The 21,355-nt window shown below is 75.1% G+C and carries 21 protein-coding genes; 20 read left to right on the forward strand and 1 reads right to left on the reverse strand.

Annotated elements, in window-relative coordinates:
* The 20 genes from coaBC to ACR9E3_RS00805 all read left to right on the forward strand — a co-directional run bounded on the left by coaBC (nt 1) and on the right by ACR9E3_RS00805 (nt 20,688).
* The gene (coaBC, locus tag ACR9E3_RS00710) at nt 1-1,242 is read left to right on the forward strand and encodes a bifunctional phosphopantothenoylcysteine decarboxylase/phosphopantothenate--cysteine ligase CoaBC (protein ID WP_460377655.1); all 1,242 of its coding nucleotides are present in this window, start codon (nt 1-3) and stop codon (nt 1,240-1,242) included.
* A gap of 134 nt (nt 1,243-1,376) precedes the next feature.
* On the forward strand, nt 1,377-2,573 hold the full coding sequence (gene metK / locus ACR9E3_RS00715) for a methionine adenosyltransferase (protein ID WP_460378359.1): 1,197 nt from the start codon (nt 1,377-1,379) through the stop codon (nt 2,571-2,573).
* Between the two features lie 453 nt (nt 2,574-3,026).
* Nucleotides 3,027-5,138: a primosomal protein N' gene (locus tag ACR9E3_RS00720; RefSeq protein WP_460377656.1), complete on the forward strand. Its 2,112-nt coding sequence runs from the start codon at nt 3,027-3,029 to the stop codon at nt 5,136-5,138.
* A gap of 49 nt (nt 5,139-5,187) precedes the next feature.
* Nucleotides 5,188-5,751 (forward strand): TIGR03086 family metal-binding protein, encoded by a 564-nt coding sequence (locus ACR9E3_RS00725; RefSeq protein ID WP_460377657.1) that lies wholly within the window; start codon nt 5,188-5,190, stop codon nt 5,749-5,751.
* 91 nt (nt 5,752-5,842) lie between these two features.
* Entirely contained in the window at nt 5,843-6,394 is a 552-nt protein-coding gene (gene def / locus ACR9E3_RS00730) for a peptide deformylase (RefSeq protein ID WP_460377659.1), read from the forward strand.
* Nucleotides 6,395-6,397: 3 nt separating this feature from the next.
* Nucleotides 6,398-7,324, forward strand: coding sequence for a methionyl-tRNA formyltransferase (fmt, locus tag ACR9E3_RS00735; RefSeq protein WP_460377660.1), 927 nt, complete (start codon nt 6,398-6,400; stop codon nt 7,322-7,324).
* Nucleotides 7,325-7,340: 16 nt separating this feature from the next.
* Entirely contained in the window at nt 7,341-8,831 is a 1,491-nt protein-coding gene (locus tag ACR9E3_RS00740; RefSeq protein ID WP_460377661.1) for an RsmB/NOP family class I SAM-dependent RNA methyltransferase, read from the forward strand.
* Nucleotides 8,832-8,896: 65 nt separating this feature from the next.
* Nucleotides 8,897-9,565 (forward strand): ribulose-phosphate 3-epimerase, encoded by a 669-nt coding sequence (gene rpe, locus ACR9E3_RS00745; protein ID WP_460378360.1) that lies wholly within the window; start codon nt 8,897-8,899, stop codon nt 9,563-9,565.
* A gap of 91 nt (nt 9,566-9,656) precedes the next feature.
* On the forward strand, nt 9,657-10,268 hold the full coding sequence (locus tag ACR9E3_RS00750; protein ID WP_460377662.1) for a riboflavin synthase: 612 nt from the start codon (nt 9,657-9,659) through the stop codon (nt 10,266-10,268).
* A gap of 4 nt (nt 10,269-10,272) precedes the next feature.
* On the forward strand, nt 10,273-11,571 hold the full coding sequence (locus ACR9E3_RS00755) for a bifunctional 3,4-dihydroxy-2-butanone-4-phosphate synthase/GTP cyclohydrolase II (RefSeq protein ID WP_460377663.1): 1,299 nt from the start codon (nt 10,273-10,275) through the stop codon (nt 11,569-11,571).
* Nucleotides 11,568-12,098, forward strand: a complete 531-nt coding sequence (gene ribH / locus ACR9E3_RS00760) for a 6,7-dimethyl-8-ribityllumazine synthase (RefSeq protein ID WP_460377664.1) — start codon at nt 11,568-11,570, stop codon at nt 12,096-12,098. Before ACR9E3_RS00755 ends, ribH begins: the two co-directional genes overlap by 4 nt.
* Nucleotides 12,095-12,574, forward strand: a complete 480-nt coding sequence (locus tag ACR9E3_RS00765) for a PH domain-containing protein (RefSeq protein WP_460377665.1) — start codon at nt 12,095-12,097, stop codon at nt 12,572-12,574. The genes ribH and ACR9E3_RS00765 overlap by 4 nt, the downstream gene beginning before the upstream one ends.
* Nucleotides 12,571-13,569, forward strand: a complete 999-nt coding sequence (locus ACR9E3_RS00770; RefSeq protein WP_460377666.1) for a quinone-dependent dihydroorotate dehydrogenase — start codon at nt 12,571-12,573, stop codon at nt 13,567-13,569. The genes ACR9E3_RS00765 and ACR9E3_RS00770 overlap by 4 nt, the downstream gene beginning before the upstream one ends.
* Nucleotides 13,570-13,605: 36 nt before the next feature.
* Nucleotides 13,606-14,298 (forward strand): HAD-IA family hydrolase, encoded by a 693-nt coding sequence (locus ACR9E3_RS00775; protein ID WP_460377668.1) that lies wholly within the window; start codon nt 13,606-13,608, stop codon nt 14,296-14,298.
* Between the two features lie 124 nt (nt 14,299-14,422).
* Complete coding sequence (locus ACR9E3_RS00780; RefSeq protein WP_460377670.1) at nt 14,423-14,863, forward strand: Rieske (2Fe-2S) protein; 441 nt, start codon at nt 14,423-14,425, stop codon at nt 14,861-14,863.
* Between the two features lie 4 nt (nt 14,864-14,867).
* The gene (locus ACR9E3_RS00785) at nt 14,868-17,888 is read left to right on the forward strand and encodes a DEAD/DEAH box helicase (protein ID WP_460377672.1); all 3,021 of its coding nucleotides are present in this window, start codon (nt 14,868-14,870) and stop codon (nt 17,886-17,888) included.
* The gene (locus tag ACR9E3_RS00790) at nt 17,878-18,720 is read left to right on the forward strand and encodes an SWIM zinc finger family protein (RefSeq protein WP_460377674.1); all 843 of its coding nucleotides are present in this window, start codon (nt 17,878-17,880) and stop codon (nt 18,718-18,720) included. Before ACR9E3_RS00785 ends, ACR9E3_RS00790 begins: the two co-directional genes overlap by 11 nt.
* 9 nt (nt 18,721-18,729) lie before the next feature.
* Complete coding sequence (locus ACR9E3_RS00795; protein WP_460377676.1) at nt 18,730-19,461, forward strand: PIG-L deacetylase family protein; 732 nt, start codon at nt 18,730-18,732, stop codon at nt 19,459-19,461.
* A gap of 201 nt (nt 19,462-19,662) precedes the next feature.
* A complete protein-coding gene (locus tag ACR9E3_RS00800; RefSeq protein WP_460377678.1) occupies nt 19,663-19,962 on the forward strand; it encodes a hypothetical protein in 300 nt (99 codons plus the stop codon).
* Nucleotides 19,963-20,175: 213 nt separating this feature from the next.
* Nucleotides 20,176-20,688: a MarR family winged helix-turn-helix transcriptional regulator gene (locus tag ACR9E3_RS00805; RefSeq protein ID WP_460377680.1), complete on the forward strand. Its 513-nt coding sequence runs from the start codon at nt 20,176-20,178 to the stop codon at nt 20,686-20,688.
* A gap of 3 nt (nt 20,689-20,691) precedes the next feature.
* On the opposite strand, the gene ACR9E3_RS00810 is transcribed toward ACR9E3_RS00805, so the two are convergent.
* Nucleotides 20,692-21,282, reverse strand: coding sequence for a TetR/AcrR family transcriptional regulator (locus ACR9E3_RS00810; protein ID WP_460377682.1), 591 nt, complete (start codon nt 21,280-21,282; stop codon nt 20,692-20,694).
* Between the last annotated feature and the right edge of the window lie 73 nt (nt 21,283-21,355).

The raw sequence follows: 21,355 nt of genomic DNA on the forward strand, positions 1-21,355 counted from the left end.
GTGGCCGACCCCCGGGAGATCGTCCTCGGGGTCTCGGGCGGCATCGCCGCCTACAAGGCCTGCGAGGTGCTGCGGCGCCTGCGCGAGGCCGGCAACCACGTCCAGGTGGTCGCCACCCGGGCGGCGCTGGAGTTCATCGGTGCCGCCACCTTCGAGGCCCTCTCGGGCCGCCCTGTGCTCTCCGGGGTGTTCGAGAACGTGCCCGAGGTCGAGCACGTCGCCCTGGGGCGGCGTGCCGACCTCGTCGTGCTGGTCCCCGCCACGGCGGACCTGCTGGCCCGCGCGGCCCAGGGACGCGCGGACGACCTGCTGACCTCGACGCTGCTCACCGCGCGATGTCCGGTGCTCGCCGTGCCCGCCATGCACACCGAGATGTGGGAGCACCCCGCGACGGTCGACAACGTCGCCACCCTGCGCCGCCGGGGCACCGTCGTCCTCGAGCCCGCCTCGGGACGCCTCACCGGCGCCGACACCGGGCCGGGCCGCCTGCCCGAACCGGCCGAGATCGCCGAGTTCGCCCGCCTCCTGCTCGAGTGGGGCTCGACGCAGGGCGCGACCGGCGAGCCCTTCCCGCTGCCGCGCGACCTCGAGGGACGCCGCGTCGTCGTCTCGGCGGGCGGCACGGCCGAGCCGCTCGACCCGGTGCGCACCCTGGGCAACCGCTCGTCGGGGCGCCAGGGCTACGCGCTCGCCCGCGTCGCGGCCCAGCGCGGCGCCGAGGTGACGCTCGTCGCGGGCACCATCGCCGACCTCGAGCCGCCCGCCGCGGTCGACGTCCGGCGCGTGCAGACCACCCGGGAGATGCGCGACGCCGTGCTGGACGCCGCGAAGGCCGCCGACGTCGTCGTGATGGCCGCCGCGGTCTCGGATTTCCGGCCCGCGTCGACGTCCACCGGCAAGATCAAGAAGGGGGAGGAGGCGCCCTCCATCCCCCTCGAGTTCAACCCCGACATCCTCCGCGAGCTCGTCACCGAGGACGTCCCGCGGCGCCTCGTCGTGGGTTTCGCCGCGGAGACCGGCGACGACCACGGCTCGGTGCTCGAGTACGCCCGCGCCAAGCTCGAGCGCAAGGGCTGCGACCTGCTGGTCGTCAACGCCGTGGGCGCCGGGAAGGCCTTCGAGGTCGAGGACAACGAGGGCTGGCTGCTGGGGGCCGACGGGTCGTCGCTCCCTCTCCCGATGGGCTCGAAAGCCGCGCTCGCCGCACGGGTGTGGGACGCCGTCGCCGAACGGCTGCGCTGAACGGGCCAATCTCACGAACCCGTCCATGAACACAACCGTTCTGTGACAGGCGTGGCATTCACCCAGGTCAGGCCGCTCGCGTTCCCCGGGGGAGCCGTTAGTGTGGACGGGTCCCATTGTCGAGGCAGGGAGAGATTGTGCCCGCTAGGCGTTTGTTCACCAGCGAATCCGTCACCGAGGGCCACCCGGACAAGATCTGCGACGCAGTCAGCGACGGCATCCTGGACGCCCTGCTGGCGCAGGACCCCAAGTCGCGCGTGGCGGTCGAGACGATGGTCACGACGGGCCAGGTGCACGTCGCCGGCGAGGTGACCACCAACGCCCAGGTCAACTACGTGGACGTCGTCCGCAAGACGATCCTGGACATCGGCTACGACTCGTCGGCCAAGGGCTTCGACGGCGAGAGCTGCGGCGTCTCGATCTCCATCGGCGCGCAGTCCAAGGACATCGCGCAGGGCGTCGACGAGGGCTACGAGACCCGCGTCGAGGGCTCCGAGGACGAGATCGCCAAGCAGGGTGCCGGCGACCAGGGCCTCATGTTCGGCTACGCCGACGCCGACACCCCCGAGCTGATGCCGCTGCCCATCGGGCTCGCGCACCGGCTCGCCCGCAAGCTGACCGCGGTCCGGCGCGACGGCACGCTGCCGTACCTGCGTCCGGACGGGAAGACCCAGGTCACCATCGCCTACGACGACGACAAGCCCGTCGGCGTCGAGACCGTGGTCCTGTCGACGCAGCACGCCGCCGACATCGACCTGGACAACCTGCTGGCGCCGGACATCCGGTCCAAGGTCATCAACCCGGTGCTCGAGGGGATCGACCTCGACTCGTCGAACACCCGCGTGCTGGTCAACCCGACCGGCCGCTTCGTCACCGGCGGCCCCATGGGCGACGCCGGCCTGACCGGTCGCAAGATCATCGTCGACACCTACGGCGGCTACGCCCGCCACGGCGGCGGCGCCTTCTCGGGCAAGGACCCGTCGAAGGTCGACCGCTCGGCCTGCTACGCGATGCGCTGGGTGGCGAAGAACGTCGTCGCCGCCGGCCTGGCCAAGCGCGCCGAGGTCCAGGTCGCCTACGCGATCGGCAAGGCCGAGCCCGTGGGCGTCTTCCTCGAGACCTTCGGCACCGCCAACGTCGACCCGGCCAAGATCGAGAAGGCCATCCACGAGGTCTTCGACCTGCGCCCCGGCGCGATCGTGCGCGACCTGCAGCTGCTGCGCCCGATCTACCAGCCGACCGCGGCGTACGGCCACTTCGGCCGCGACGACATCGACCTCCCCTGGGAGCGCACGGACCGCGCGGACGCCCTGAAGTCGATCGCCAGCTGACGAGGCTCGCGGTGTTCGAGCGATGCGGCTTTCCTGGCGTGTCTGACGCCAGATCGGGAGCAGCACGCCGATAGGACCACATCCTCGCCAGCACGACACGCCGGCCCGGCTCACCCTCGCGGTGGGCCGGGCCGGCGTGTGTCCGCGGTCTAGCGTCGTCCGGGGTCGTGCCAGCCTGGCGTCCACGCTGACGTTGGACGTCAGAAAAGCCACCAGCTCAGTGCCGCGTCGACGGCTGCCCTGGGAACTGCGGCGACGTCGCCGGCCGCATCGGGAAGATCACCAGTGCGCTACACACCTGCACCGCCGGCGCGAGGTGCGTGGTGCACTGCTGATCTCCGGCGGCCACCCCCGGTCGCGGCGAGCGGCACCTCGCGCATGATCCAGCTGCGGAATGTGCCGCTCGCGCGGGCGTGACCGGGGACGTCCGACCGCTCTGGTAGACGTGGCGGCGTGACGGGCGAGACGGGCGACGCGCTGTTCGCGGCCCCGCCCGTCCCGGAGAAGCCGGAGAAGCCCGAGAAGCCCGAGAAGAAGCCGACCCCCGAGAAGAAGCCGGCCGAGAAGAAGGCCCGCCGCAACGAGCGCCTGCCGGCCGCCGAGCACCCCGTGGCCCGGGTCGCCGTCGACGTCAACCTCGCCCACCTCGACCGCGCCTTCGACTACCAGGTCCCCGAGCAGCTCGCGGCCGAGGCGGTGCCCGGCGCGCGGGTGCGGGTGCGGTTCGCCGGCCGGTTGGTCGACGGGTTCGTGCTCGCGCGCGAGGACACCAGCGAGCACACCGGACGGCTCGGCTGGCTGGAGAAGGTCGTCTCGCCCGAGCCGGTGCTGAGCCCCGAGCTGGCCGGGCTGTGCCGCGCGATCGCCGACCGCTACGCGGGCACGCTCGCCGACGTGCTGCGCCTCGCGGTGCCCCCGCGTCACGCCCGCGTCGAGGCCGAGACCCCACCCGAGCGCCCCGCACCGACGGCGCCCACGAAGCACGGCTGGCACGTCTACCCCCGCGGACCCGCGCTGCTCGAGGCCCTCGAGCAGCGCCGGCCCGCCCACGCGGTCTGGCAGGCCCTGCCCGGCGAGGACTGGCCCGCGCGGCTCGCGGAGGCCGCCGCGACGACCGCCGCCGCTGGCCGGGGCGCGGTGCTCGTGGTGCCCGACCGCCGCGACCTCGACCGCGTCCAGGCCGCCTGCGAGGCCGTGGCGGGCGCGGAGGCCGTCGTCGCCCTCGCCGCGGACCTCGGCCCCGCCGAGCGCTACCGCCGCTGGCTGGCGGTCGCGCGCGGCGACGTCCGCATCGTCGTCGGCACCCGGGCCACGGCGTTCGCCCCGATCACCGATCCCGGGCTGATCGTGGTGTGGGACGACGGCGACGACTCCCACGCCGAGCCCCGCGCGCCGTACCCGCACGCCCGCGACGTCGCGATCACCCGCGCGCACCGCGACGGCGCGGCCCTGCTCGTCGGCGGCTTCGCCCGCACGGCGGAGGCGGCGCTGCTGGTGGCGAGCGGGTGGGCGCACGACGTCGTCGCCGACCGCGCCACCGTGCGCGCCCGCGGTCCCCGCGTGACGTCCATCGGCGAGGACGACCGCCAGCTCCTGCGCGACCCCGCCGCCCGGGCCGCCCGCATGCCCGCGGTCGCCTTCGAGGCGGCTCGGCAGGCGCTGCGGAACGACGCCCCCGTCCTCGTCCAGGTCCCGCGCCGGGGCTACCTGCCCGCCGTGGCGTGCGCGACCTGCCGCGAGCCCGCCCGGTGCCGTCGCTGCGCGGGCCCGCTCGCCCTTCCGCACGACGGCGACGCCGTCCCGACCTGCCGCTGGTGCGGCCACCCCGACGCCGCCTACCGGTGCGCGGCCTGCGGGTCGTCGAAGCTGCGTGCCCTCGCCGTCGGGTCCGCCCGCACCGCCGAGGAGCTGGGCCGCGCCTTCCCGCAGACGGTCGTGCGCACCTCGGGAGGCGGGTCCACGGTCCTCGACACGGTCGACGACGGACCCGCCCTCGTCGTCGCCACCCCGGGTGCCGAGCCCGTCGCGCCGCACGGGTACGGCGCCGCGCTGCTCCTCGACGGCGCCGTGCTCCTCGCCCGGCCCGAGCTGCGGGCGGGGGAGGAGACCCTGCGCCGCTGGTTCGGCGCCGCCTCCCTCGTCCGGCCGGCGGGTGACGGCGGGCGCGTCGTCGTCGTGGCCGAGTCGTCGAACGCGGCGGTCCAGGCCCTCGTGCGCTGGGACCCCGCCGGGCACGCCGCCACCGAGCTCGCCGCCCGCGAGGAGCTGGCCCTCCCGCCGGCCGTGCGGCTGGCCGCGGTCGACGGCGCGCCGGCCGCCGTCGCCGACCTCCTCGCCGCACTGCCCGACACCGCGGAGGTGCTGGGACCGGTCGAGCTCCCGCCGGGGACGAAGCTCCCGGGGGCCGAGGAACGCACCGAGGGCGCCGAGCGCTGCCTCGTCCGCGTGCCCCGCACCGAGGGCCGCACGCTCGCGAAGGAACTGCACGCCGCCCAGGCGGTGCGCTCGGCGCGCAAGGAGCGCGAGACGGTGCGCGTCCTGCTCGACCCCCTGGACCCGCTGTAGACGCCCGTGCCACTATTCAACTCATAGGTTGAACAGCGAGGAGGCGGCGATGACCGACGAGACCCCCGCGGACCGCCACCGGCGGATCGCGGCCACCTTCACCGACCGGGTGCGGGGCACCACCGACTGGGACGCCCCGACGCCGGTGCCCGACTGGACCGCGCGCGACGTCGTCGAGCACCTGACCACCTGGTTCCCGGGCTTCCTGGCCGGCTCGGGCGTCGCGCTGCCGGACGGCCCGGCCGCCGCGGACGACCCCGTCGCCGCCTGGGTGCACCAGGCCGACGCGGTCCAGGCGCTGCTGGACGACCCGGAGCAGGCGCAGCAGTCGATCGAGAACCCGCACATCGGCGCCATGACCGTCGCCGCGGCGGCCGACATGATCTACACGAACGACGTCTTCATGCACACCTGGGACCTGGCCCGCGCGACCGGCCAGGACGACCGCCTCGACCCCGGCTTCTGCGCCGTGCTCGTCGAGGGGATGGAGCCGATGGAGGAGGTCATCCGCTCGTCCGGGCAGTTCGGGCCACGCGTGCCGGTGCCCGACGACGCCGACGACCAGGCCCGCCTGCTCGGCTTCATCGGCCGCGACCCCGACTGGAAGCCGTGATCCCGGCGGGCTCCTAGACTGGATGGTCGAGCGCTCCCATCCCGATGGGTCGAGCTCCGCTCCGCTCCGTCTCCCGCCCAGAGAGAGACCCATGACCGTCCAGCCCCTGCGCCTGTTCGGCGACCCCGTCCTGCGGACGCAGGCCGACCCCGTGGTCGACTTCGACCGCGAGCTCCGCACCCTCGTGGCCGACCTCCACGAGACGATGCGCGAGCAGGGCGGCGCCGGCCTCGCGGCCCCCCAGATCGGCGTCGGGCTGCGCGTGTTCACCTTCCGCGCCGACGGCGTCGAGGGGCACATGGTGAACCCGACGTGGAACGCCGTCGACGGCACCGAGCAGTTCGGTCCCGAGGGGTGCCTGTCGATCCCGGGGCTGCGGTTCGACTGCCGGCGCTTCGAGCACGTCGTGGCCACCGGGTGGGACATGCACGGCGAGCCGCAGACCGTCGAGGGCACGGCACTGGTGGCCCGCGCCATCCAGCACGAGACCGACCATCTCGACGGCGTGCTCTTCCTCGACAAGCTGGACCCGGAGACGCGGCGCGAGGCGATGAAGGCGATCCGCCAGGCGCCGTGGTTCGACGCCGCTGCCCCGCCGACCGTCAAGACGAGCCCGCACCCGCTCTTCGGGCGAGCCCTGTAGGCCGTGCGCATCGTCTTCGCGGGCACCCCCGAGCCCGCCGTGCCGTCGCTCCGGCGCCTGCTCGACAGCGAGCGCCACGAGGTCGTCGCCGTCGTCACCCGCCCCGACGCGCCCGCCGGGCGGTCGCGGCGCACGCAGCGCAGCCCGGTCGGCGCGCTCGCCGACGAGGCGGGCGTCGCGGTCCTCACGCCCCAGAAGGCCTCGGAGCCGGACTTCCTGAGGCAGCTGACCGACCTGGCCCCGGACTGCTGCCCGGTGGTCGCCTACGGCAACCTGCTGCGCCGCGAGGCGCTCGACGTCCCGCGGCACGGCTGGGTCAACCTGCACTTCTCGCTGCTGCCGGCCTGGCGCGGCGCCGCGCCCGTGCAGGCGGCGATCCGGGCGGGCGACGAGATCACCGGGGCCAGCACGTTCGCGCTCGAGGAGGGCATGGACACCGGCCCGGTGTACGGCACGGTCACCGAGGAGATCGGGCGCCACGACACCGCCGGCGCCCTGCTCGAGCGGCTCGCGACGTCGGGTGCGGGCCTGCTCGCCAGCACGCTCGACGGCATCGAGGACGGCGAGCTCGTCGCGGTGCCCCAGCCCGCCGACGGCGTCTCGTACGCCCCGAAGGTCACCGTCGACGACGCCCGCGTGCCGTGGACCCACCCGGCCCCGGGCGTCGACCGTCTCGTGCGCTCGGTGACGCCCGCACCCGGTGCGTGGACGACGTTCCGCGACGCCCGCGTCAAACTGGGCCCCGTGCTGACCACCGGCGAGGGCGGGCTCGACCCGGGCGCGATCCGCGTCGAGCGCCAACGGGTCCTGGTCGGGACGGCCACCGCCGACGTCGCCCTCGGCGACGTCCAGCCCCAGGGCAAGAAGGCGATGCCCGCGGTCGACTGGGCGCGCGGCGTGCGGCCGGAGCCGGGGGAGCGGTTCACGTGAGCGGGACGGGGTGCGCATGACCGACAGCTCCGTCCCGCCCGGCGGCCACCGTTCCGGCCGGGGTCCGCGCCGTAAGGACGACCGGAAGCGCCGCAGCGGGCCGCCCCGCGGTCGTCAGGGCCCGGCGCGCCCGCCGAGCGGCGATCCCGCCCGGGAGGCCGCCCTCGACACGCTGCGCGCGGTCCGCGAGGACGCCGCGTACGCGAACCTCGTCCTGCCCTCGCTGCTGCGCGAGCGCCGGATCTCCGGGCGCGACGCGGCCCTGGCCACCGACCTCGCCTACGGCGCGTGCCGCGCGCAGGGCCTCCTCGACGCGGTCCTGGCCGCCTGCTGCGACCGCCCGCTGGACGGCCTCGACGGCGTCGTCCTGGACAGCCTGCGGCTCGGTGCCCAGCAGCTGCTGCGCACGCGCATCCCCCCGCACGCGGCCGTGAGCGCCGTCGTCGAGCTGGTCCGGTCCCGGGCGGGGTCGCGTCCCACGGGGTTCGTCAACGCCGTCCTGCGCCGCGTGGGCGAGCACACCGAACCCGAGTGGGTCGACCGGCTCGCGCCGCCCGACGCCGTCGGCAGGCTCGCCCTGGCGCACGCCCACCCGCGCTGGATCGCGGAGGTCTTCGCCGCGGCACTGGGTTCCGACGACGAGCTCGCCGCCGCCCTCGCCGCCGACGACGCCCGCCCCGCGGTGCACCTGGCCGCGCGCCCCGGGGAGATCTCCGCCGAGGAGCTGGCCGCGATCACCGGCGGCGAGGAGTCCCCGTACTCGCCGTACGGCGTCCTGCTCACCGAGGGCGGCGACCCCGGCGATCTCCCGCCGATCAAGGAGGGGCTCGCGGTCGTCCAGGACAAGGGCAGCCAGCTCGTGGCGCTCGTCGCCGCCCGGGCGACCGTCACGGGCGAGGACACCCGCTGGCTCGACCTCTGCGCCGGTCCCGGGGGCAAGGCGGTGATGCTGGGGGCGCTCGCCGCGATCGAGGGCGCGACGCTCGACGCCGTCGACCGTGCCCCGCACCGCGCGCGCCTGGTCGAGCAGGCGACCGAGGGCCTGCCGGTGCGCGTGCACACCGGCGACGCGCGGGAGATCACGCTGCCGGAGACGCAGTACGACCGCGTGCTCGTCGACGCCCCCTGCACGGGGCTGGGCGCGCTGCGCCGCCGCCCCGAGGCCCGCTGGCGCCGGCAGCCCGAGGACGTCGCCGAGCTCGCCGAGCTGCAGCGCTCCCTCCTGCGTGCCGCGCTGACCCGAACGCGCTCGGGCGGCGTCGTCACCTACGCCACCTGCTCGCCGCACCCCGAGGAGACCACGGCGGTCGTCGCGGCCGTCGCCGCCGAGACCGGCGCCGAGCTGGTCGACACCCCGGCGCTGCTGCCGGAGGTGCCCGACGCGGAGGCTGTCCCCGTGGTCGAGCTCCGCTCCGCTCCGTCTCCCGCGGGCGGTCCCGGCGTCCAGCTCTGGCCCCACCGCCACGGCACGGACGCGATGTACGCGGCCGTGCTGCGCGCGCCGTAGCGGCCCCCGCCCGGCGCAGCCGGCGTGCCGAAACCACTACCATGCGTCACGTGGCCCGCGCCCCGATGATCGCTCCGAGCATCCTGTCCGCGGACTTCGCGCGCCTCGCGGAGGAGGCCGACGCCGTCCCCGGGGCCGACTGGCTGCACGTCGACGTCATGGACGGGCACTTCGTCCCCAACCTCACCCTCGGGCTCCCGGTGGTCGAGGCCCTGGAGCGGGCGACGAGCATCCCGCTCGACTGCCACCTGATGATCAACGATCCGGACCGCTGGGCCCCCGGCTACGCCGAGGCGGGGTCGCGCAACGTCACCGTGCACGCGGAGGCCGCGCACGACCCCCGCGGCTGCGCCCGGGACATCCGCGCGGCCGGCGCGCTGGCCGGCCTGTCGATCAAGCCGAAGACCCCGCTCGAGGACTGGCTCGAGGTCCTGCGGGACTACGACACCCTGCTCGTCATGAGCGTCGAGCCGGGCTTCGGCGGCCAGAGCTTCATGCCCGAGGTGCTCGACAAGGTCCGCACCGCCCGCCGGCTCGTCGACACCGGCCACCTCCACGTCATCGTCGAGATCGACGGCGGGATCAGCCGGGACACCGTCGAGCAGGCCGCGGAGGCCGGCGTCGACTGCTTCGTGGCGGGCTCGGCGGTGTACGGCGCCGACGACCCGGAGCGCGCGGTGGAGGCGCTGCGCGACCAGGCGGCGCGGGCGTCGGCGCACCTCGGGACGGGATGAGAGCCGGATCACGGCGGCGGTGCTGCCGGGTCAGCGCGTCGTGAGGATGATGGCTGTCGGGTCCGGGCCCGCCACCGACGAGGAGTGTGCAGTGTTCACGGGGATCGTCGAGGAGATCGGCGAGATCGTCGACGTCGTCGCGCAGGACGACGCCGCACGGCTCCGCGTGCGCGGTCCCGTCGTGACGTCGGACGCCCGCCCGGGCGACTCCATCGCGGTCAACGGCGTGTGCCTGACGGTCGTCGACCCCGCCGACGGCGTGTTCGGCGTCGACGTCATGGGCGAGACGCTGCGCCGCTCCAGCCTGGCGGGCGCCACGGCCGGGACCCGGGTCAACCTCGAGCGGGCCGTCGCCGCCGGCGACCGGCTCGGCGGGCACATCGTGCAGGGCCACGTCGACGGCACCGCGACCGTGGCCGAGCGCGTCGAGCACGAGGACTGGACGACGGTCCGTTTCCGGGTCGGCGATGGGCTGACCCGTTACGTCGTCGAGAAGGGCTCGATCGCCGTCGACGGCGTCAGCCTCACCGTCACCGAGGTCGACGACGTGTCGTTCGCCGTCGGCCTCATCCCGACCACGCTGCGCGAGACGACCCTGGGGGAGCGGACCGTGGGATCCACGGTCAACCTCGAGGTCGACGTGGTCGCCAAGTACGTCGAACGGTTGGTCGGGGCCCACAGCGGGTCGGCGCAGGGGAAGTAGGAGCATGGACGGCTTCGAGCACATCGAGCGGGCGATCGCCGACATCGCGGCGGGCAAGGCCGTGGTCGTCGTCGACGACGAGGACCGCGAGAACGAGGGCGACCTCGTCTTCGCCGCCGAGCACGCCACGCCGGAGCTCGTGTCGTTCATGGTGCGCTACACGTCGGGCTACATCTGCGTCCCGCTGACGGGCGAGGCCTGCGAGCGCCTCGACCTCCCGCCCGCCCACTCGATCAACCAGGACCGGCACGGCACCGCCTACACGGTGTCGGTGGACGCCCGCGAGGGCATCGGCACCGGCATCTCCGGCACCGACCGGGCGCACACGATCCGGGTGCTGGCCGACCCGGGGTCTGCTCCCACCGACCTCTCGCGGCCCGGGCACGTCGTGCCGCTGCGGGCCCGCGACGGGGGCGTGCTGCGCCGGCCCGGGCACACCGAGGCCGCGGTCGACCTCGCCCGCCTCGCCGGGCTGTCCCCGGCCGGCGCGATCTGCGAGATCGTGTCCCAGAAGGACGACGGGGACATGGCCCGCTTCGAGGAGCTCCAGATCTTCGCCGACGAGCACGAGCTCTCGCTGATCACGATCAAGGACCTCATCGCGTACCGGCGTCGTTCGGAGAAGCAGGTCGTGCAGGTCGCGCACGCGAACATCCCGACCGACCACGGCACGTTCGTCGCCTACGGCTACGACTCGCTGCTCGACGGCATCGAGCACGTCGCGCTCGTCCACGGGGACCTCGGCGACGGCGAGGACGTGCTCGTCCGCGTCCACTCTGAGTGCCTCACCGGCGACGTCCTGCGCTCCCGGCGCTGCGACTGCGGCCCCCAGCTCGACGCCGCGATGGCCGCGGTCGTCGCCGAGGGCCGGGGCGTGGTGCTCTACGTCCGCGGCCACGAGGGCCGCGGCATCGGGCTGATCCACAAGCTGCAGGCCTACCAGCTGCAGGACGCCGGGGCGGACACCGTCGACGCCAACCTCGCGCTCGGCATGCCCGCCGACGCCCGCGACTACGGCACCGGCGCGCAGATCCTCGCCGACCTCGGCATCAAGTCGATGCGCCTGCTCACCAACAACCCCGAGAAGCGGGCCGGGCTCGAGGGCTACGGGCTCGAGATCCTCGGCCGCGTGTCCCTCCCGGCGCGCGCGACCCCCGAGAACCTGCGCTACCTGCGCACCAAGCGCGACCGCATGGGCCACGACCTCGAGGGACTCGACGCCGACGGCGACGGTGTCGTGGCGCAGCCGTCGTCCGACGGCTCGGAGTCCAGCAGGCCCGCCGTGGGCGGGACCCGGGCATGAGCGGCACCGGCCGCCCCGACGCGACCGTCCCGGACGCGGCCGGCCTGCGGCTGGGCGTCGCCGTGACGCGGTGGAACTCCGAGATCACCGACGTCCTGCTCGAGCGCGCCCTCGACGCCGCCGCCAAGGCCGGGGTCGCGCACCCGACGGTCGTGCGCGTCGCGGGCGCGATGGAGCTGCCGGTCGTGTGCCAGGCGCTGGCCGACGGCCACGACGCGGTCGTCGGGCTCGGCGTCGTCGTCCGGGGATCGACGCCGCACTTCGACTACGTGTGCGACACCGTCACCCACGGGCTGCTGCGGGTGGGGCTCGACGCCCGCACGCCGGTCGGCAACGGCGTGCTGACGGTCAACGAGGAGGCCCAGGCCTGGGAGCGCGCCGGCACCCCGACGTCCACTGAGGACAAGGGCTTCGAGGCGACCGTGGCGGCGCTGGACGCGGCCCTCACCCTGCAGGCCCTGGTGGGAGACGGGAATGAGGGGAGCACGCCGATAGGGGAGCGGAGCTCGACCCGGGTGGACCGGTGACCGGCCCCGTCGTCCCGCCGGAGGCCCTCGACCTCGGCGAGATCGAGCTCGAGGTCCGCCCGGTGCGGATCCGCTGGGTGGCGTGGATCGTCGCGATCTTCCTGTTCGCGTTCTTCGGCACCGGCGCGCTGCTGGTCTACGTCGGCTCGTCGGGGTTCGTCTTCCGGCCGGCGGACCAGGTGGCGATGGTGGTGCTGGGCGCGCTGCTGGCCGCCGGGGCGCTGCTGTTCGCGCGGCCGCGGCTGCGGGCCGGGCCGGGCGGGGTCGAGGTGCGGGCGGCGATCCTCACCCGCCGGGTGCCGTGGGCGGAGATCCTCGCCGTGAGCTTCCCCGACGGCACGCAGTTCGCGCGGCTCGACCTGCCTGACGACGAGTACCTGACGATCTCGGCGCTGCAGGCCGTCGACCGCGGTCACGCCGCGCGGGGCGTGTCGGCCCTGCGGCGCCTGCACGCGCGGTACCACCACGACTCGTGAACCCCTACGACCTGCTCTTCCGTCACGTCGCGACGCGCGTGCCGGCGGAGCTGACCCACCGTGCCGGCGTGACGGCCCTGCGCGCGGCCACGCCGTTGCTGCCGTCGGACCCCGTCGCGGAGCGGCCGGTCGAGGCGATGGGGCTGCGGTTCGCGAACCCCCTGGGCGTCGCGGCCGGCTACGACAAGGACGCCGAGGGCGTGCGCGGCCTCGCCCGGCTGGGCTTCGGGGCGGTCGAGGTCGGCACGGTGACCGCCCGCCCGCAGCCCGGCAACCCGCGCCCGCGGCTGTTCCGGCTGCCCGCCGACCGGGCGCTGGTCAACCGGATGGGCTTCAACAACGCGGGCGCGGACGTCGTGGCCGCCCGGCTCGCGGCGCTGCGCGGCGGCCGGGGCGCCGGCACCGTCGTCGGGGTCAACATCGGGCGCTCGAAGACCGCCACCGACGCCGTCGCCGACTACCGCTACTCGGCGCGCGTGCTCGGCCCGTACGCCGACTACGTCGTGGTCAACGTCAGCTCGCCGAACACCCCGGGGCTGCGTGACCTCCAGGGCGTCGACGCGCTGGAACCGCTGCTCGCGGCGGTGCGCGCGGAGGTCGGCGCCACCCCGCTGCTCGTGAAGATCACCGCCGACCTCGACGACGAGGGCATCGACGCGGTCGCCGACCTCGCGGTGGCCCAGGGCCTCGACGGGATCGTCGCCACGAACACCACGGTCGCCCGCACCGGTCTGGCGTCGCCGGCCGACGAGGTCGAGGCCGCCGGCGCCGGGGGGTTGTCCGGCGCGCCGCTGGTGGGCCCGGCGCGGGCGGTGCTGGCACGGCTGCGGGACCGCGTGTCCGACCGGCTGACCCTCGTCTCGGTCGGCGGCATCGACTCGGGCGCCGAGGCCCGCGCCCGCCTCGACGCCGGCGCGACGCTGGTGCAGGCCTACACCGGCTTCGTCTACGGCGGCCCGGCGTGGCCCCGGCAGGTGCTCCGCGACCTCACGTGAGTGATAGTCACGGTGATAGCCGGGAACACCGCTCCCATGGTCGCCCCGGAACGCCGCCCGCAGGTCGTGCTCTTCGACCTCTTCGAGACGTGCCTGCAGCTGGAGGGCCTGCGCCCGCGGATCGAGACGCTCGGGCGTCCCGGCCACGAGCTGGAGCTCTTCTTCGCCCGGCTGCTGCACCAGGGCATGGCGATGACGCTCGCGGGCGAGGCCCCGCCGTTCGCGGTGGTGGCCGCCGACATGCTGCGCCGCACCTGCGGCCGTGACCTCACCGACGACCAGGTCGCCTCGGTGCTCGACGGGTTCCGGGCGCTGCCGGTGCACCCCGACGTCGCGCCGGCGCTGCGCCGTCTCGCGGAGGCCGGGGTGCCCGCGTACGGGTTCACCCACGGCAGCGCGGAGGTCGCGGGCGCGGCCCTGGACGCCGGCGGGGTGCGCGACCTGTTCACCGACGTCATGTCGTGCGCCGAGCTGAAGATGTTCAAGCCGCCGCCCGCCGTCTACCACTGGGCCTGCGACCGGGTCGCGACGCCGCCCGCCCGCACCGCGCTCGTCGCCGTGCACTCCTGGGACGTGCACGGCGCCGTGTCCGCGGGGCTCGTCGGCGGCTTCTGCGAGCGCCTCGAGGGCCGGATCCCCGACGCCGTCGTCCGCCCCCACGTCACCGGCCCGGACCTCGACGACGTCGTCGAGGGCCTCCTCGCCCTCCCCGCCGAACCCACGCCGTGACCCCTACGTGAGCGAACTTCCGGGCTATAGCACCAAAGTTCGCTCACATGGGGCCTCACCGGCCGGTGTCGGGGGGCGCGGGCAGACTGGGGTGGACCACCACGTCGTCTCTCGCGGAGGTTCCGTGCCACCCACCGCTCCCTCCCGCCGTACGGTCCTCTGCGGGGTCGCGGCCGCGCTCGCCGCGCCGGGCGCCCTCGCCGCGTGCTCGTCGTCCGAGCCCGGCGAGTACGAGCCGGGCGCGACCACCACGACCTCCGCACCCGCAGGCCCGTCCGGCGGCACACCGCTGGCGCAGATCCCGGTCGGCGGCGGCACGGTCGTGCGCTCCGGCAACCGGTCGGTGCTGCTCGTGCAGCCCACGGCCGGGACGGTCCGCGGGTTCGACGCCAAGTGCCCCCACGCGGGCACCACCGTCGACCCGCCGCAGGGCGGCGTCATCACCTGCCCCAACCACTTCAGCCAGTTCGACGCCGCCACCGGCGCCCTGCGGAAGGGCCCTGCCGACCGCGGGCTCACCGAGGTGCCGGTCAGCGTCACGAACGGCACCGTCCAGGTCTCCTGAGCGCGTGCTCGCGCTCCACGCCCTCTGGTCGCCCGGCCGCGGCGTCTGCCTGTGGGCCGAGGACTCCGAGCTCCCGGCCCGCAGCACCAGCCGCGCCCGTCGGGGCGCCCGGCCGCACCCGTTCGCGGTGCCGGCCGAGCGCCTGGCCCGGGTGTGGGGCACGAGCACGCCCACGGCGGGCGCCGCCGTGCTCGCGCTGCCCTCCGACGCCGACGGACCGCGGGACTCCGACGCGCTCGACCGCGGCGAGCACGGCCCGGACGAGGGCGACCCCGTCCTCGCCGACTGGAGCGTCCCCGTCCTCGAGCTCGCCCCCGGCGCCGCGCCACCCCCTGCGCCGCCGGGGACGACGGTGAGCGCCTCCGTCGAGCACCTCCGCGCCGTCGACGCCCTCGCCGCCGACCTCGTGGGCCGCGGCCGGGTGCTGCCCGCGCCGGACGAGGACGGTCCCGGCCTGGTGTGGCGGCCGGTGCTCCAGGGGCCCGACCTCGTCGCCGCCGACACGCTCGCCGCCGCGCTGCCGCCGGTGGTCCGGTGCGAGCGGGTGCCCGGCGAGGAGATGCCCTCGGCCACGGCGGTCGTCGAGGCCGCGCTGGCCGCCGCGGTCGACGCCCGGGTCCGTTCCCGGCTCACCGGGTCCACGGAGCTCGCCGCGGCGCCGGACTGGGCGCACGCCCTCGGCGACGCACCGGTGCTGGGGGAGGCGGCCCCGCCGGACGACCTCGCCGCCGGCCTGCGCCGCTGGGCCGTCGTCGGCGCCCCGCACGCCGGGCCGGCGCGGGCCTGCTTCCGCCTCGACGAGGTGGTCGCCGACGAGTTCCACCACGCGCTCGACGACCCCGAGCCGGTGTTCCGCCTGACGTTCGCCGTGCAGTCCGCGCAGGACCCCAGCCTCACCGTCGACGCCGCGACGGTCTGGCGTGACCCCACCGCCCTGCGCCGGTGGCTCGACGACCCCGCGGAGCTGTTGCTCGGCGAGCTCGGCCGCGCCGCGCGGGTCTACCCCGAGATCGGCGACGCGCTGCGCGTCCCGCGCCCGAGCGGCCTGGACCTCGATCTCGAGGGCACCCACCACTTCCTCGCCCACGTCGCGGCCGACCTCGATCGCGCGGGCTTCGGCGTCCTCCTGCCGTCGGGCTGGCACGGCGGGCCGGCGCGGCTGGGCCTGGTCGGCGCCGGCGGGCAGCGCCAGGGGCCCGAGGGCGTCGTCGACACCGGCGCGAAGATCCGCCGCGACGACCTCGTCGACTTCTCCTGGCGCCTCGCCGTCGACGGGGAGACGCTCACCGACGACGAGATGGACGCGCTCGTGCGCGCCAAGGCCCCGCTGGTGCGCCTGCGCGGGCGCTGGGTGGCCGTCGACGCCGATCGTCTCCGGGACGGCCTCGCGTTCCTCGAGCGACGCAGCGAGCAGAGCAGCGTCGGCGACGTCCTGCACCTCGCCGTCACCCACCCCGACGACGTGCCCGCGCCCCTGCCGGTGGAGGAACTGCGCCTCGACGGCGCGCTGGGCGACCTGCTGGCCGGCGGCAGCACCCTCGAACCCCTCGACACCCCGCCCGGGGTCGCCGCGACCCTGCGGCCCTACCAGCGCCGCGGCCTGTCCTGGCTGGCGTTCCTCGCGCGGCTGAGGCTCGGGGGCGTGCTCGCCGACGACATGGGCCTGGGCAAGACGCTGCAGGTCCTGGCGCTGGAGTCGCACGAACGGGCCGAGGAACAGCGCGGTCCCACCCTGCTCGTCTGCCCCACGTCGGTCGTGTCCACCTGGCGCCGCGAGGCCGAGCGGTTCGTCCCCGACCTGCGCGTCGCGGTCCACCACGGGGCCGCACGCTCCGACCCCGCGGCGGCCGCGCAGGGGGCCGACCTCGTCGTCACCTCCTACGGCACCCTCGTCCGCGACACCGACGCGCTGTCGGACATCGCCTGGCACCGCGTCGTGCTCGACGAGGCCCAGATGGTCAAGAACAACCGGTCGCGGGGCGCGAAGGCCGTCCGGCGCCTCGATGCGGAGCACCGCCTCGCGCTCACCGGCACGCCGGTCGAGAACCGGCTCGCCGAGCTCTGGTCGATCATGGACGCGGTGAACCCGGGCCTGCTGGGCTCGGCCACCGCCTTCCGCGAGCGCTACGCGGTCCCCGTCGAGCGCCACGGCCGCACGGACGTCGCCGAGGACCTCCGCCGCCGCACCCGCCCGTTCCTGCTCCGCAGGCTCAAGACCGACCCGACGGTCGTCGACGACCTGCCCGAGAAGATCGAGACCGTCGAGCGCTGCGGACTGACCAGCGAGCAGGCGTCGCTGTACCGCACGGTCGTCGACCAGATGCTCGACCGCATCGACGACGTGAAGCCGGGCATGGAGCGCCGCGGGCGGGTGCTCGCCGCGATGACGAAGCTCAAGCAGGTCTGCGACCACCCCGCCCTGCTCCTGCACGACGGGTCCCCGATCGGGCGGCGCTCGGGCAAGATCGGGCGGCTCGAGGAGATCCTCGCCGAGGTCCTCGCCGCGGGCGACCGGGCGCTGCTGTTCACGCAGTTCGCGGCGTTCGGCGACATGCTCGCCCCGCACCTCGAGGCCCGATTCGACACCGAGGTCGCCTGGCTGCACGGCGGGGTCTCCCGGAAGGCCCGCGACACGATGGTCGAGCGGTTCCAGTCGGGCGACGGCCCCTCGCTCTTCCTGCTGTCGCTGCGCGCGGGCGGCACCGGCATCACGCTGACCGCGGCGCAGCACGTCGTGCACCTCGACCGCTGGTGGAACCCGGCGGTCGAGGACCAGGCCACCGACCGCGCGTTCCGCATCGGGCAGCGGCGCACGGTGGGGGTCCGCAAGCTCGTCTGCGCGGGCACGCTCGAGGAGCGCATCGACGATCTCGTCAACGACAAGCGCGCGCTCGCCGACCTCGCGGTGCGCGACGGCGAGGACTGGCTCTCGGAGCTGTCCACCGACGAGCTGGCCACGGTGCTGCGTCTCGACGCCGAGCCCGAAGAATCCGAGGAGCCCGAGGAGGACGACGATGGTGCGTGAGACGCGCTCGGGTCCTCGCTTCCACGAACGCTTCGAGGAGTTCGGCAAGCGCAAGCCCGTCGAGGACGGCGTCGTCGCCCGCAGCCGGCGTGGAGCCATCGGCGAGTCGTGGTGGTCCGGCCGCTTCCTGGCCGTGCTGACGCAGCTCGGCGTCGGCGGACGCCTCGACCGCGGCAAGACCTACGCCCGCGCGGGACAGGTCGTCGACCTCGCCATCGAGCCCGGCGCCATCACCGCGACCGTCCAGGGCAGCCGCGACGAGCCCTACCGCGCCCGCATCGGGCTGCGGCCGTTCGCCGACGAGGCCTGGGACGCCGTGCTCGACGCCCTCGCCGCCGACTCGTGGTTCGCCGCGGCGCTGCTCGCGGGCGAGGTGCCCGACGACCTCGAGGACCTCCTCGGGCGCGTCGGCCTGTCGCTGTTCCCGCAGGGGTCGGGCGAGCTGCCGATGGACTGCTCGTGTCCCGACTGGTCGGTGCCCTGCAAGCACCTCGCCGCCGTGGCCTACCTGGCCGCCGAGGAGTTCGACGTCGACCCCTTCGCGCTGCTGCGCTGGCGCGGCCGCGACCGCGCGACGCTGCTGGCCGCCCTGCGCGACCGCCGCGACGCCGGCGCCGGCTCGCCCACCGCGCTCGAGGACCTGCTCGACCGCTTCCACCGCCCCGGCGTGCCGATCCCGGAGACGCCCGCGCGGGACGCCACGGCCGCCCGGACGCGTCCGGGCGCCGACGCGCTGCTCGACGACCTGCCGCCGCTGCGCGTGGCCGGCGAGGACGTCCGCGAGGTGCTGCGCCCGCTCTACGTCCGGCTGGCCGAGGGCCCGCCGGAGTAAGTTGACCTCGTGGCGGAAGAGCAGTCCGACGGCACGTCCCGGACGATCCTGATCATGGTCGCGCACCCCGACGACATCGACTTCGGCAACGGCGGCTCGGTGGCGACCTGGACCACGGAGGGCCACCGGGTCGTGTACTGCCTCATCACCGACGGCGACGCCGGCGGGTTCGACGAGGAGGTCAGCCGCACCGACATGGCGACGATCCGCCGCGAGGAGCAGCGGGCCGCGGCCGCGATCCTCGGTGTGGACGAGCTGCACTTCCTCGGCTGGCCCGACGGTCGCCTCTACGTCACCCACGAGCTGCGTCGCGACCTCGCCCGCGTCATCCGGCAGGTCAAGCCGGACCGGGTCGTGACGCAGTCGCCGACGCGCAACGTGCGCTCGATGTACGGCAGCCACCCCGACCACACGGCGGCCGGCGAGGCCGTGATGTGCGCGGTCTACCCGGATGCGCGCAACCCGTTCGCCCACCCCGAGCTCCTCGCCGACGAGGGGCTGGAGGCCCACACCGTCTCCGAGGTGTGGATCAGCCAGATGGGGGAGGGGGCTGACCTCTACGTCGACACCACCGACGCCTACGAGCGCAAGGTCGAGGCCCTGCGCGCGCACAAGAGCCAGACCGCGCACATGGACGATCTCGCAGGCCGGATGTGGGCCTGGGGCCGCTCCCAGGCCAAGTCCGCCGACTTCGGGCCGGAACGCCTGGCCGAGGGCTACCTCGTCCTCGACACCCGTTAGGGCTCATCCGTGCGGGTGACCGTGGCCACCGGGTGACTCACACAACGCTGCCGAGGGTTTACTCGCCGTGCCCGGGTACCGATCCTGGAAGGCGTCAGATGGGGACGACGACGCCCCCGGCGCCGGCCGGGTCCGTTCCGCTCGACTCCGAGGGTGGACGTCCCTCCGCCGGCGCGCTCCCCGGCGCGAAGGAGAACCCCCATGAGCGACATCCCGTGGCTCGGCAATCGTGTCCAGGTCCAGGAGATCGAGGGCACCGATCTGACCTACCTGCAGTGGCGCCGGCCGTGGCACGGCTCCCTGCGCGGCTACCTGGTCGTCAGCTCCGAGGAGCGCGCGCTCGTCGAGGCGGCGATCGCGGACGCCGAAGCCGGACGCCGTGAGCACCCCCGCGTCGACGCCGCCGGTCAGCCGACCGACCTCGAGACCTTCCTCGCCGACGTCCTCGGCCGGCGCCCGGGCGACCCGGCCCAGCCGATCGACGCCACACCCTTCAGCTGACGCCTCGACCCGACCACGGCCCGCGAGCTCCCGGCTCGCGGGTCGTCGTCTTCCGGCGGGAGACCGTGGTCGGTGGTGGGGATGCTTCGGTTTTCGAAGCATCTCCAGCCGGGTCGCCGCCTCCTCCCCGGTCACCAGCGGCAGTTCTCCCGAACCGACCCCGGCTGACGGCGTCCGTCCGTAGCGTCCGCTTCGCAGCACGGGGAGGGCACGGTGGACGAGCGGGAGCGGCGGGCGCTGAGGGACTGGCGGAACGCCGAGCGGCGGTGGCCGGCCGAGGCGCTTGTCGACCGGCTCGCGGTCGCGCTGCGGCGCCACCAGCACGAGCTGACACGGCTGCTCGGGCTGCGGGAGGTCGAGCTGGCGTGCCTGCAGCTCGTCGACCGGCCGCGGGGGATGGCGATGACGGCGCTCGCCGAGCGGCTCGGCCTCTCGCGTGCGGCGACGACGGCCGTCGTCGACCGACTCGTGGCCGCGGAGAAGGTGGAGCGGTGGTCCGACCCCCTCGACCGGCGCAGGATGCTCGTGGCGACGGTCGCGCCGGCGGGGGAGACGCCGGTGTGGCGGTGGCTCCAGCAGGCTCTGGCGGCGCGGCAGGCCGGGTTCAGTGACGACGAGCTGCGCGTCGTCGGGCGGTGGATCGCGGCGATGTGCGACGAGCTCCACCAGCGGGCGAGCGACCTGGCGGTGGAGCGGGCGGGCCGGGAGGCGTTGGCCCGGCGCTGACGACTACTCCGCCAGCGCCCCGGACAGCACGGTGTCGAGGATCGCGGAGAGCTCGGCGTCGAGCGCGAACGGCGCCGGCTCGAGGTGGATCCACCGCACGACGGCCGAGTAGTAGCCGAGCGCCAGGAGACGGCCGATCTGCGCCGGGTCGGTCGAGGGGCGCAGACGGGCGCCGCTCGCGAGCACGAGGTCGGCCAGGTCGCCGGCGAGGACGTGGCCGAGGAACACGTCGCTGTTGTTGAGCGACAGCCGCATCATCGCCGTGGTCTCGGCGCGCATCTCGGCGTTCACCTCCGCCAGCGCGGCGAAGTAGCGCCCCAGCAGCTCGCGCAGGGAGCGGCCGGCCGGGTCGGTCTCGCCGAGCGCCCGGGCGGCCCGCTGACGTCGCCGCAGCGCCCACTCCTCGAGGAAGAGCGCCTTGCGGGAGAAGTGGTTGAACACCGTGGTGCGCGCCAGCCCGGCGCGCGCCGCGATGTCGTCCATCGAGGTCTCGTCGAACCCCTGCTCGACGAACAGCTCGATCGCCGCGGCGTAGACGCGGTCGCGGCGCTCGAGGCGTTTGCGGGTCCGCGCGGCGATCTCGACCGTCTCCATCGCCGTCAGTAGAACACACGACGATCACGAACCTGTACTCCAGTATTGATTCACGTCACACCGGAGCGCTAGG

It is taken from the genome of Actinomycetospora sp. C-140, from assembly GCF_054796175.1.

Excerpts from the sequence above, each read along its gene's own strand:
- ACR9E3_RS00725 (WP_460377657.1), top strand. The coding sequence starts at position 5,188 with ATGACCGACGAGACCCCCGCGGACCGCCACCGGCGGATCGCGGCCACC.
- def (WP_460377659.1), top strand. The coding sequence starts at position 5,843 with ATGACCGTCCAGCCCCTGCGCCTGTTCGGCGACCCCGTCCTGCGGACG.
- ACR9E3_RS00740 (WP_460377661.1), top strand. The coding sequence starts at position 7,341 with ATGACCGACAGCTCCGTCCCGCCCGGCGGCCACCGTTCCGGCCGGGGT.
- rpe (WP_460378360.1), top strand. The coding sequence starts at position 8,897 with ATGATCGCTCCGAGCATCCTGTCCGCGGACTTCGCGCGCCTCGCGGAG.
- ACR9E3_RS00755 (WP_460377663.1), top strand. The coding sequence starts at position 10,273 with ATGGACGGCTTCGAGCACATCGAGCGGGCGATCGCCGACATCGCGGCG.
- ribH (WP_460377664.1), top strand. The coding sequence starts at position 11,568 with ATGAGCGGCACCGGCCGCCCCGACGCGACCGTCCCGGACGCGGCCGGC.
- ACR9E3_RS00775 (WP_460377668.1), top strand. The coding sequence starts at position 13,606 with ATGGTCGCCCCGGAACGCCGCCCGCAGGTCGTGCTCTTCGACCTCTTC.
- ACR9E3_RS00790 (WP_460377674.1), top strand. The coding sequence starts at position 17,878 with ATGGTGCGTGAGACGCGCTCGGGTCCTCGCTTCCACGAACGCTTCGAG.
- ACR9E3_RS00800 (WP_460377678.1), top strand. The coding sequence starts at position 19,663 with ATGAGCGACATCCCGTGGCTCGGCAATCGTGTCCAGGTCCAGGAGATC.
- ACR9E3_RS00810 (WP_460377682.1), bottom strand. The coding sequence starts at position 21,282 with ATGGAGACGGTCGAGATCGCCGCGCGGACCCGCAAACGCCTCGAGCGC.